Raw genomic sequence first — 12,426 nt, 5'->3', positions numbered from 1 at the left:
TGAGGTTTCAGCATATTTTTTTCCTTTTTATCTTCATTTTGATGACTTATTTCACCGAAAACTACTTCCTGGATTCAAATCAGTTGGTGATAAGCATTATTTTGAATACAGTTTTCAATGTGGGAATTTATTATCTGGTGTACTATTATCTGGTGCCCAGATTTTATTTATCGAATAAGTATCCGGAGTTTATTCTCTATGCTTTAATCCTTTTTTTAGGGTCCAGCCTTTTCAGAATTCTTTGGGAGCCTGCCATTTTTCAAATGGATTTCAGTGGAAAAGGTTACCATGTCGGGTTTCTGTATAATGTGTACATCTCGCAGGGGATCATTATTCTGGTGGGCTCTTTTCTGGGAATTACCAAAGACAAATTTTTAATAGAGCAGGATGTGATCAGCCTTGGAGAAGAGAAAGATCAGCTTTATCTCGATTTGCTGAAGTCTAAACTGAATCCTCATTTTTTGCTGAATACGCTTAATAATATATATGCCAACAGTTTTACGCATTCAGAGAAAACATCGGATTCTATTTTGCAGTTGAGTAAACTTCTGAAATATATTATTTATGACAGTGGAAAAGATAAAGTAACCGTTTCTCAGGAATTTTCTTCATTAAAAGCACTTGCTGCGTTGTATCAGCTTAAATATAATAACCAGCTTGATATTGCCATGGATATTGAAGATCAGGAAGAATTTGACATTGCCGAAATCCCGTCTGCTATACTTCTCACTTTATTTGAAAATGCATTAAAACATTCAGCAATAGGAGAGGATGCTCATGGTTTTATAAAATTATTCTGTCATATTGAGCGCTCTGAACTGTATTTTGAAATTATAAATTCTGTCGGGAAAGATAGAACTCGTTTGGCTGAATCTGATTATCACGGATTGGGTAATGAAGCAATTATTCATATATTGGAAAAATTTTATCCTGATCAGTATGAATTTTATTCCGGGCCGAAAGAAAATGATCAATATAAAATTGCTTTAACAATTACTATCAATGGCTAATCTGACTATCGTTAATGTAGATGATGAATATCCTGCATTGCAGCTTGTAAAACAATATTGCGATCAGCTTGAAGAGGTTGAACTGCTGGCTTCATTTCAGAAACCGGAGGAAGCACTGGCATTTCTGAAAGCCAATAAAGTAGATCTTGTTGTTTTCGATATCAATATGCCCGGGATCAATGGAGTAGAGCTTTTGCAGCAGCTTCCTGATCCGCCGCTGTGTATTTTTCTTACGCTGGAAACAAAATATGCAGTGAAAGCTTTTGAACTGGATGTGGTTCATTATCTTATCAAACCTGTGGATTTTGATACCTTTAAAAAAGCAATCAATAAAGCAAGGGATTTTGTTCAGTTTAAAAGCTCAGCCGGTAGTCAGCAACAAGAAGACTTTATTATGTTCAAATCCAATTATGTGATGAATAAAGTTTTCCTTAAAGATATTCTTTGGATACAGGGATTCGGGGAATATATTGTGCTGATGACGCCGTTGAAGAAGTATATGATTCTGGAAAGAATGTCCAATTTTGAAGAGAAGTTTCAGCACTTCGGATTTATCAGAATTCACAAGTCTTATATTGTATTATCAGAACATATCAATTCGTATAATTCCAGCCATGTTTTTTTGAAAAACGGTGATGAGCTTCCTTTGGGGAGAACCTATAAAAAGAATGTAAAGGAACATTTAAGTTAAAAAATAAAGCCGGAATATTTCCAGCTTTATCTTAAATTGTTATCTAAGGACTGAACTATGGGCAATATTGTCCCGGTCCGATCCAAAGGATACATTGTCCTTTGTAATTGTACTCACAGCAAAAACGTCCTGCTGCTCCGCCATTGATTGATTTCTGAGCATCTCTGCTTAATAATTTAGCGTTTTTCATAGTTAATAATATTTTGTTTGTACGTTCCTGAACATTTAAAGTCAATCAGGATTTTGACATTTGGTGTAAAAGAAGTGGATCAAAGATACTGTTTTTCCATGTCATGTGATATATTTTATTGCTATTTTTTAAAATAAAATTTTGATTATCAGTTATTAATGAATTTTGATGTTGAGAATATAAAAAGATAAAGCCGGAAATTTCCGGCTTTATCAAAATTGTTATCAGATGACAGAACTAAGGACAGTTTTGTCCAGGTCCGATCCATAAAGTACATTTTCCGTTGTCGTCGCGTTCGCAGCATACAAGTCTGGCAGCAAGTCCGCCATTGATGGTTTTCTGAGCATCTCTGCTTAGTAATTTGGCATTTTTCATAAGTAATATTTTGTTTTTTTTAAAATCCTGAACATTTATTGTCAATCAGGTTTTTGACATTTGGTGTTATGATAAATCAAATATAAAACTTTTTAAGTCAGGTTGTTATATTTTTTGTAGACGAAAGAAAGGTGTTGGTATCGGAAGGTAGTTCAATAGATGGATGAACTGTGGACGAAGAGGTTTAAGCAAAAAAAATACTCCATATTAAAAAGATGATAAGAAGTATTCTTTCCCTTTTTAATATGGAGTAGTGCTGTATTACTTAAAAGGTACAACCTTTTGCTTTTAACTTTTTCCTGCGGCCTGCATTGGATTAACCTTTCCGGTTGAACCTCCTCTTACAGAACCACCTCCCTGTTTTTGTTTAAAGAGCTGGAATTTTGAAGTTTCAGTACCCGTTCCGGCGCTGCTCCAGAAATTATTGGTTGTGTCTATATCAGCAGTTTCTCTCATTGGGTCAAGCTGAATAGATTTTACTTTCTTATCAAAATAATAGGTCTTGGAAACTTTTTGCTCATTCAGTCTCCAGATCTGTGCTGCAGATTTATCATATACTTTTGATCCGTCTTCAAAAGTGAACTCAAGAATGATAGGCATTACCAGACCACCTTTGTTCACAAAATCGATCTGATATCCTGTAATATTTTTGAATTTCTCTTTATCCCTGGCATCTAAAGGAAGACCAGCCTCTGTTTTGATGGTGTATTCCTTGTTATTATCCACCTTTTCCTGACCTCTGTCATATCTGTAATAGAAATCCTGAACATCTTTATCACCGTCTACATAGAATTTAATATTCTTATCTTCTCTGTTTCTGATTTTTGAAAGATCTTCAAAACTGTTTACCAATGGTTTTTCAACCTGATATTTCACTTCAGCAGCAGCTTTAGGATCGCTCTCAAGATTAGGAACAGCAACGGTTACTTTATCAATCGCAATATCTACAGGATCTGTACCGTAGAACCAGCCTCTCCAGAACCAGTCAAGATCTTCACCACTGGCATCTTCCATGGTGCGGAATAAATCCGCAGGTTCAGGATGTTTGAAAGCCCATCTTTTAGCATAAGTTTTAAATGCTTTGTCGAAAAGCTCTCTTCCCATAATCGTTTCACGAAGAATATTCAGTCCTGTAGCAGGTTTTGAATAGGCGTTCGGGCCATACTGAACAATATTTTCAGAGTTACTCATGATAGGTTCCAGCTGATCTTTCGGAAGCTTCATATAATCTACGATTGTCCATGCCGGTCCTCTTTTGGACGGGAATTTATTATCCCATTTTTCTTCTGTAAGATATTCTGTAAAGGTATTCAGACCTTCGTCCATCCATGCCCATTGTCTTTCATCAGAATTAATGATCATTGGGAAGAAATTGTGTCCAACTTCGTGGATGATTACTCCAAGCATTCCATTTTTGGTTCCTTCAGAATAGGTTCCGTCTTTTTCAGTTCTTCCGAAATTGAAACAGATCATTGGATATTCCATTCCGTTGGCTGCTTCTACAGACTGTGCCACAGGATATGGATAAGGAATCGTAAATTCTGAATACGTTTTAATCGTATGAGCAACCGCTTTTGTGGAAAACTTTCTGTAAAGACCATAAGATTCTTTTGGATAGAAACTCATTGCCATCACTTTATTGTTGTTTTCCGGAATGGTTACACGCATTCCATCCCATACAAACTTTCTCGAAGAAGTCCATGCAAAATCACGAACGTCTTTTGCTTCAAAAACCCATGTTTTTCTTTGTTTTGAATGATTTTTCTCTGCTCTTTTAGCTTCATCCAACGTTACGATTTCAATAGGTTCAGAGGCATTTTCAGCTTTTCTGTATCTTGATAGCTGATCAGACGTTAATACCTGATCATAATTTTTACATTCTCCTGTTCCGCCTACAATATGATCGGAAGGAACATTCATAGATACTTTAAAGTCTCCGAAAACCAGCGCAAATTCTCCCCTTCCGGTAAACTGGTGGTTTTGCCAGCCCTGGAAGTCACTATACACGCACATTCTTGGATACCATTGGGTCATCGTATACAGATCATTTCCGTCTTCAGGGAAGTTTTCATAGCCACCACGGCCACCCATCTTCATTCTGTTGGAGATATTATAGTTCCAGTCTACTTTGAAAACGAATTTCTCACCCTTTTTCAAAATTTTAGGAAGGTCTATACGCATCATGGTTTTGTTGACGGTATACTTCAATGGATTACCTGAAGCATCTGTTACTTTTTCAAGACTTACGCCATAGCCGTTATCTTTTACAGGAAGCTCAGAAACTTTTAGCTGCTGGTCTGTAGTTGAAGAGCGAAGCACAGATGAAGTATCATATCCGGCGTTTCTGATGCTTGAATGTTCGTTTTCATCAAGCTGCAGCCAGATATAGTCCAGATCATCGGGAGAATTATTGTAGTAAGTCACCGTTTCTGAACCCTTCAGATTTCTTTTGTCTTCATCCAGATAAGCGGTAATGTTATAATCGGCTCTGTTCTGCCAGTATCCGTGACCGGGAGCTCCTGAAGCCGTTCTGTAGATGTTGGGTGTTGGGAGAATAGTTCCCAGCTGCTCAAACCTGTTACCATGGTTGCTGCCCGGGTTATTCTGAATATTTTGTGCGGTGAAACCTGTATATGCAAATACAGAAAGTGAAAGTATAACAACTTTTAGTTTCATAACCGAAATGATTTTTTAATGATCAAAGATAGTAATTACCTGTTGAATTCTTAAGAATATTTAACTTTTAAAAAGGAATTCTTTCCAAAGTCATTTTTAAGGATAAAGCAAATACCCCTGAAGAAACAAAAAGTATCCAGTCTTTTTTATTCACTTTAAAAAGATTGAGTGAAATAAACAGGATGATTAAAATCGCAGCAACAATTACAATCTGTCCAAGTTCCAGACCAATATTAAACCCGAGGAGAGGTAAAGCAATATTTTGGCTTTTAGCAATCATTACTCTTGCTGTGTTGGCGAATCCCATTCCATGAACCAGACCAAAGATAAGCGCAAGATAATAATTAGCCCGCATCAAAGTCTGTTTCTGATTTTTCATGATAATATTATCTAAGCAAGTCAGAACAATGGTTAAAGGAATTAAAAACTCAACCCAGTCAGAAGGAACTCTGAAAACATCCAGAATACTTAATGCCAAGGTAATGGAATGTCCGATTGTAAATGCAGTAACAAGAATCAGGATCTTTTTCCAGTCACTGTAAGAATAAACAGCAATCAAAGCCAACACAAAAAGTTGATGATCCAGAGCATCCAGAGAAATGATATGTTCCCATCCAAGGTTTAAATAAAAAATGAAATCCTGCATTTTGATTAAAAAAATTTATATTTTGAATATATTGTTAAAATATTATTAATTATATGATTTAATTTAATTTTTACACTTAATCTTTATTAATATTTTGTTTAATTTATGTTTTAAATAAAAATTGTATAATTGTATTGCTTAAAAATAAAATATGGATATTAAAAAATTATTTTTTACAAATGTAAACATTTCACATGGAGGAGCGAAGCTTCTCAGAAATGCAACAGCAGCCTTTTTGGGATTGTATTCCTACGCTTTTTACGGGCAGGTACAAAAACTGGATTCCCGGTTTGATATTGTATTGAAAAATAAAGAAAATATTGCTAACGGAAGAGCGGTAAAAGAACTGGAACGTCCTGATATGAAACTTGACCAGCACCTGGTGGTGACTTCAAAGGGAGCGCAGACCATGTATTCATGCATTGTTTACACTAAAGAGCCTGAAAAACTAAAAGAAGACGGATTTCTGGTACAAAGCCAATTTCCTGCTTTTTCCACCGCTTTAGTCTCTATTGAAGACATTGAAAGACTGATTCATCTTCCCTATGTAACCTCTGTAATGGCACCGGAATTTGATGCACTTCATAATGATGTGAGCAGAGCTCAGTCCGGAGCAAGCCTTTTACAGGATGGTGTTTTCAATAATACTGCTTATAACGGAACAGGAGTTTTAGTAGGAATCTATGATAGTGGAATAGACTGGAAGCATCCGGATTTCAGAAAAGCCGATGATCAGACCAAAAGCAGAATTGTTTCCATCTGGGATCAGACATTAACTGCCCAGGCGGGAGAAACCGCCCCGGTAGGGTTTGCTACTGGTGTAGAATATACAAGAGCACAGATCGAAGATGAACTGGACGGAACACCAACTGGTTTCGTTCGTGAAAATGATATCAACGGTCATGGAACTCACGTCTCAGGTACTGCCGCTGGAAATGGTTCTGCTTTTACGGATAAAAGACATAAAGGTTTTTCATCCGATGCAGATATTGTTTTTGTAAAAGGCGGAAACGGATCTTTTCCTACAACAAATACCATTAATGCTTTAACCTATTTCAAAAATGTGGCAACAGCGCTTAATAAGCCTATTGTTGTCAATATGAGTATTGGCGGACAGAGTAGTGCTCATGATGGAACTTCCAGCCACGAAGTAGCGGTTAATAATTTTACCACTTCAGGAGCGGGGAGAGTCGTTGTTATTTCAGCAGGTAATGATTATGGAGCTAACCTTCACAGAAAAGTAGATATTGCAGTTGGTGCGGCACAGACCTATAATTTTACCGTAGCAAGCAATACTTCTGCTACTTCAGTATTTTCATTCATTATGTATGCCAATGATAATACTCCTGTTACTGCCAAGCTGACTACACCAGACGGCCAACAGTATACGCAGAATATCAGTACCACTACAGCTCACACCATATTGGGAGGAGGCCTTACAGCAACCATGTATAACTATTGGAGCAATGATAACAACAAAAGGTATGTTCAGCTGGTTGTTACCAGAACTTCAGGGACTACCAATGTTCAGGGGAATTATACATTGGAAATTACCAATAACGGTACACAGCAGATCTCTGCCCACGGCTGGCTGTATAGTCAGGGAGTGCAAACCACCTTGCAAAACGGGGATAATGAATATATTGTAGGATCGCCGGGAAATGCTTCCAATGCAATTACAGTAGCTTCATACATGGGAAGAGCCAGCTGGTATAGCGGAACAAGTGGTTATTTTACTCTTACTCCACAGGAATCCATCTCTTCATTCAGTGCACAGGGACCAAGGGTAGATGGCGTCCAGAAACCTGATATTGCAGGTTCAGGCCAGAATGTAATTTCTTCCAGATCGGCTGATTCCGCTCCCGGGGCAACAGATATTATTGCAGGAACCAATTATTACGTAAAAAACCAGGGGACAAGCATGTCTTCACCAGGTGTAGCAGGCGCTGTCGGGTTGTTGCTTCAGGCTAATCCTTCATTAACGGCGGCACAGGTAAAAGCACGTCTTACGGCTAATGCAAGAGTGGATGGAGCTACAGGAACCGTACCTAATATGAGATGGGGATATGGTAAACTGGACATTTATAAAGCGGTTACCGATGAATTAGGATGTGTGAAATCTAATTTTGAGACCGTAGGATATGATGAACCTTATATTATTGCCAATACAGAATCTAATTATTACTTTGACAATATTGCTCTGGCAGTAAGATATACACCGACATTAACAGGGAAGTTGGGAGGTTTTTCATTTTTAACGGGGACTTCACTTCCGTCGGATATTCCGGTTGATATTCAAATCAGAAAAGTGAATGCCAGCGGAAATCCAGGTGATATTATTGCTACTAAAACCATCACTTCATGGCTTAATAGTTCTCAAAGATTTACCTGGAACTATGTAAACCTTTCAGATTTGAATGTACAGATGGTAACCGGAAAAGAATTTTATATTGTCATCAATGGATTAGGCGGAAGGATTGCCATGAAAGCTGAGAATGCAGTAGTAAATAACAGATCAAAGACCTCTACAGACGGTACTGCATGGACTTCAAGAACATTTGATCTTAAAATGAGAGCTATAGTCTATGAAAATGTTGCCGAAGTAAAGAATTTAGCAACTTCTAACCAGACGAAAGCCAGTATGGTATCGAATGGTTATAACTACTTTACAAATTCCTGCCAGCTTATCTCAAGGCTGGAAAAAGAAACAGCCAGTACAGTAACAGGAAATGTAACGTCAAAAGTATGGGTAGATAATGCACAGCCCAATTATGTTGCCAGAAGATATGAAATCAATTCAGATGCAAATACTACTACGGCCACCGGAAAGGTCACTTTATATTTCAAACAGAGTGATTTCGATGCTTATAATCTGACCAATGGAGTGAAATTACCTACTTCACCCACTGATGTTGCTAACAAAGCCAATCTTCTTATTGAAAAATATAGCGGAACAAGTACTACAGGAACCGTAGCTTCTTTTGGAGGAACCGCCACAGTTATTACTCCTGATATCGCAGATATTATCTGGAATGATACCTACCAATACTGGGAAGTGAGTTTTCAGACGACTGGTTTTGGCGGATATTTTGTTAAAACAGGAACAACATTAGGAACAGCGGATGTTAAAATAAATTCAGAAGTGAACATTACTCCGAATCCTGCGAAAGATTTTGTAAACGTATCGTTAGGCAGACATTCCAAAGGTGCAGTAAGTGTTTATGATGCTTCTGGAAAACTGATTAAAACCGTTAATGTAGATAAGAATTCCGGTAGAATTGATGTTTCAGAACTTGTAAGAGGAACATACCTGTTTACCATTACATTGGAGGATAACACAAAAATCACAAAAAAAGTAATGAAGCAATAAATCTTCATCTATGATATTCAATGAAAAGCAACAGTTTCTATAACTGTTGCTTTTTTTATATTTGCTGTAAAATAAGATTTATGTCAGGTAAGTTTTTTTGGAGTTTTCTTTTCGTATTAATAATGACTTTTCAGAGTTTTACAGCGAGTGAAGCTTTTCACCCCTATCATGTAGGTTCTGTAGAAATTAATTATAATTCAAAATCCAGAACATTTGAAGTAACCGGAAGATTCTTTCTTGATGACATGGAAAATGGCCTGGGAAAAAAATATGGAGGAGCTTTTCATTTTAACGATGAAAAATATAAAGCAAAATTGAATGATGCCCTGCAAAAATACTGTGCAGAATATTTTAAATTAAAAGCTGACAGCAAATTTTTGAAAGTAAATTATATCGGCTATGAAGAAGACCAGGAATCTGTAGATATCTTCCTTGAGTCTGAACCGGTAGCCACCCCTAAAAAAGTAGAAACTGCTGTCAGTTTTCTGTATAATCTTTTTGATGATCAGATCAATATTGTTCATATCATTGTAAACGGCCAGAGAAACAGTGAAAAACTTACTTATCCAAATCGCTATCTCTATAAACAATTCTAAGAATATATATTTAGTATATTGTAATTTCACGCAAAGATTTCAGCGTATAAAATAAGACAAATTTAAAGTTTATTAATTTTCTAGCTGAAGCAACGTATTGATTCCTTTTGCGTGAGCCAGCAGATCAGGGAAAAAATCATCATAGCATTGCTGAAGATGATCCTTGTTCTTTAAAAAAGCTTCAAAAACAGGAATATCTTTATCCAGGTATTTCGCTTTATTCAGTACATTCTGAATACTGAATTTAATTCCCCAGTCTTCACGGTAATTATAGAGCCAGTCGTCCTGTTCCATTTTGACAAGCATCTTTTTGAAATTTTCAGGAAGCCATTGTTCATGGGCATTCAAAACACGGTAAACTTTAAGGGAATGCGCTTTCCATTCTGCCAGAGAATTCAGGGAAAGATCCCGGGCTACAAAATGATCCATAGAAACATCTACAAATGCCCCTGCATATAGTCTTACCAAAGGGGCAAACACTTTTTTGGCTTCATGAATAGCTGGATGAGAGTCTGTAAAAGTATCGATAGCCCTGTGCAGGGTAATTCCGTCCTGAATATCTTTCGGAAAAGAGAAACGATCTCTGTTACGGATAAAGTCTTCGAGAAATTGCCCCACGATCTGACCGTCGGTAAAAGAAAGAAAAGAATGCGCCAGATAATTCATAAATTAAAGGTATGAATTAAAAGTGAATGTTTGATAAAAGTGAATGGTGAATAGTGAATCCGCTTTGCTTGTGAATTTTTTATCCACATTCCAATTGACGATTGACTTGCTGGCAAAATTGACCATTCACATTAGAACAGTCTCTCATGAAAGTCTTCAATCTTGCTCACTTCTTCAATCTTGATTCCAAATTTTCTTTTCGGGATCTTATTAAGATTGGAAACAAATATTTTCTCATAACCCAGTTTTTCAGCCTCAGTAATTCTCTGCTCAATCTGTGCTACCGGGCGTATTTCTCCACTCAGTCCAATTTCTCCGGCAAAGCAGTAATGCTCTGAAATAGCAATATCTTCATTAGAGGAAAGAACAGAAGCAATCACCGCCAGATCCAGTGCCGGATCATCTGTCTTTATTCCTCCGGTGATATTCAGGAAGACGTCTTTCGCTCCCAATTGAAAACCTGCTCTTTTTTCCAGGACAGCTAAAAGCATATTCAGTCTTTTGGAATCAAAACCGGTACAGCTTCTTTGAGGAGTACCATAAACTGCTGTACTTACCAATGCCTGAATTTCCAGAAGCATAGGCCTGTTTCCTTCAAGGGTTACTGCTACGGAATTACCGGAAAGCTCTTCAAATTTTTTGGTGATCAGAATTTCAGACGGATTTTTAATTTCTTTTAATCCCTGGGAAATCATTTCATAAATTCCAATTTCAGAGGTAGAACCAAAACGGTTTTTATTCGCTCTCAATAATCTGAAAAGATGATTTCGGTCTCCGTCAAAATTCAGAACTACGTCCACCATATGCTCCAGCACCTTTGGTCCGGCAATTTGTCCGTCTTTGGTGATGTGTCCCACAAGGAATACCGGAGTGTTATTTTCTTTGGCATATTTGATGATCTCATTGGAACATTCCCGGATCTGGGATACGGTTCCCGGAGAACTTTCTATCAGCTGAGACTGCAGCGTCTGAATAGAATCAATGATCATAAAATCCGGTTCCAGTTTTTTGGCCTCATGAAGAATTTTTTCTAAAGATGTTTCAGTGAAAAGGAAGCAGTTCGGATTTTGAATATCCGTTAGCCTGTCCGCTCTCATTTTTATCTGAGAAGCACTTTCTTCACCGGAAACATAGAAGACTTTTTTCTTCATTTTCAAAGCAAGCTGAAGCAGAAGGGTAGATTTTCCGATTCCGGGCTCGCCACCAATCAAAGTTACAGACCCCAAAACAATTCCGCCTCCCAAAACACGGTTCAGTTCTTCGGAAGGTGTTTTAATTCTCGGTTCTTCGCTGGTTTCCACTTCAACGATATTGATGACATGTTGCTTGGTTTTTGAAAAAGGAGGTGTTTTGTGAGAAGGTTTTTCTACCACCTCTTCTACTAAAGTATTCCACTCTCCACAATTTTTACATTGTCCCAGCCATTGAGGATACTGGGTTCCGCAGTTTTGACAGAAATATGCTGTTTTCAGTTTTGCCATACTGCGAAGTTATAAAAAAGCATTTTTTTTTCAGAATCTAATTGAATTTAATATTCAAAAACTAATAGGTCTGCGGTAGGAATATCTTTCTTATCTTAGCTTTCTTTAATTAAAATATTAATGTAAAATATCATTACAATGAAAAAAGTATTTTTATCTTTCGTATTTACGCTTGTAAGTATTGTTGCTTTTGCACAGGGAACGTGGCAGGTAGACCAGATGCATTCATCAGTCAATTTTAATATCAAGCACATGGGGATTAGCTTTGTACAGGGAAGGTTTGATAAATTTGATGGAAAAGCAGCCACAGGTGGTGCTAATCTGGATAATGCCGATTTAAGCTTTTCTATCAGTGTTCCTTCCATTAATACCGGAGTGGACATGAGAGACAGACATCTTATCAGTGAGGAGTTTTTTGATGTTGCCAAATATCCTACTATTGAATTTAAGAGTTCTTCTGTTACAAAAGATAAGAATAACAATTACATCGTAAAAGGGAAACTGACAATAAAAGGCGTGGAAAAAGAGATCACTGCTCCGGTTACACTTGGAGGAATCACCAAGAATAAAGACGGAAAAGAAGTAATGGGAATTCAGACAAAATTTACAGTGAATCGTCTGGATTATGGAATTAAATATGATCCGTCAGGAGCAGGTATTGCAAAAGATGTTGAAATTACGGCTTACTTTGAGCTTGTAAAGCAATAAGAGCAGGTTGTATAATA

At 37.2% G+C, this 12,426-nt stretch carries 11 protein-coding genes; 5 read left to right on the top strand and 6 right to left on the bottom strand.

From position 1 onward, the window contains the following. The first annotated feature begins 41 nt into the window (after nt 1-41). Complete coding sequence (locus tag FB551_RS14190) at nt 42-1,010, top strand: sensor histidine kinase (RefSeq protein WP_226798697.1); 969 nt, start codon at nt 42-44, stop codon at nt 1,008-1,010. Further along, complete coding sequence (locus FB551_RS14185; protein ID WP_142017944.1) at nt 1,003-1,701, top strand: LytR/AlgR family response regulator transcription factor; 699 nt, start codon at nt 1,003-1,005, stop codon at nt 1,699-1,701. The genes FB551_RS14190 and FB551_RS14185 overlap by 8 nt, the downstream gene beginning before the upstream one ends. A gap of 55 nt (nt 1,702-1,756) precedes the next feature. Here FB551_RS14185 and FB551_RS23600 read toward each other — a convergent pair whose 3' ends face one another. The 4 genes from FB551_RS23600 to FB551_RS14175 all read right to left on the bottom strand — a co-directional run bounded on the left by FB551_RS23600 (nt 1,757) and on the right by FB551_RS14175 (nt 5,588). Next, nucleotides 1,757-1,891, bottom strand: a complete 135-nt coding sequence (locus tag FB551_RS23600; protein WP_262484685.1) for a hypothetical protein — start codon at nt 1,889-1,891, stop codon at nt 1,757-1,759. Nucleotides 1,892-2,128: 237 nt separating this feature from the next. Then, the gene (locus FB551_RS23310) at nt 2,129-2,266 is read right to left on the bottom strand and encodes a hypothetical protein (RefSeq protein WP_167348788.1); all 138 of its coding nucleotides are present in this window, start codon (nt 2,264-2,266) and stop codon (nt 2,129-2,131) included. A gap of 288 nt (nt 2,267-2,554) precedes the next feature. Beyond that, a complete protein-coding gene (locus tag FB551_RS14180) occupies nt 2,555-4,942 on the bottom strand; it encodes a M1 family metallopeptidase (RefSeq protein ID WP_142017943.1) in 2,388 nt (795 codons plus the stop codon). 67 nt (nt 4,943-5,009) lie between these two features. Next, nucleotides 5,010-5,588 carry a HupE/UreJ family protein gene (locus FB551_RS14175; RefSeq protein ID WP_142017942.1) on the bottom strand — a complete coding sequence of 193 codons (579 nt, stop codon included), beginning with the start codon at nt 5,586-5,588 and terminating at the stop codon, nt 5,010-5,012. Between the two features lie 151 nt (nt 5,589-5,739). Between FB551_RS14175 and FB551_RS14170 the strand changes: the two genes are divergently transcribed. Both FB551_RS14170 and FB551_RS14165 read left to right on the top strand, forming a co-directional pair. Beyond that, complete coding sequence (locus FB551_RS14170) at nt 5,740-8,958, top strand: S8/S53 family peptidase (RefSeq protein WP_142017941.1); 3,219 nt, start codon at nt 5,740-5,742, stop codon at nt 8,956-8,958. Between the two features lie 122 nt (nt 8,959-9,080). Then, nucleotides 9,081-9,554: a DUF6702 family protein gene (locus FB551_RS14165; protein ID WP_226798696.1), complete on the top strand. Its 474-nt coding sequence runs from the start codon at nt 9,081-9,083 to the stop codon at nt 9,552-9,554. Between the two features lie 72 nt (nt 9,555-9,626). Here FB551_RS14165 and FB551_RS14160 read toward each other — a convergent pair whose 3' ends face one another. Continuing rightward, complete coding sequence (locus tag FB551_RS14160; protein WP_142017939.1) at nt 9,627-10,220, bottom strand: acyl carrier protein phosphodiesterase; 594 nt, start codon at nt 10,218-10,220, stop codon at nt 9,627-9,629. Nucleotides 10,221-10,351: 131 nt separating this feature from the next. Further along, on the bottom strand, nt 10,352-11,701 hold the full coding sequence (gene radA, locus FB551_RS14155) for a DNA repair protein RadA (protein WP_142017938.1): 1,350 nt from the start codon (nt 11,699-11,701) through the stop codon (nt 10,352-10,354). Nucleotides 11,702-11,839: 138 nt separating this feature from the next. On the opposite strand from radA, the gene FB551_RS14150 reads away from it, so the two are divergent. After that, nucleotides 11,840-12,409, top strand: coding sequence for a YceI family protein (locus FB551_RS14150; RefSeq protein WP_142017937.1), 570 nt, complete (start codon nt 11,840-11,842; stop codon nt 12,407-12,409). The last annotated feature ends 17 nt before the right edge of the window (nt 12,410-12,426 follow it).

The sequence above is a fragment of the Chryseobacterium aquifrigidense genome (assembly GCF_006716485.1).
Lineage (GTDB): Bacteria > Bacteroidota > Bacteroidia > Flavobacteriales > Weeksellaceae > Chryseobacterium > Chryseobacterium vietnamense.
Note: the sequence above shows the minus strand (reverse complement) of the source record. Positions and strands in the feature narration are given on the sequence as shown.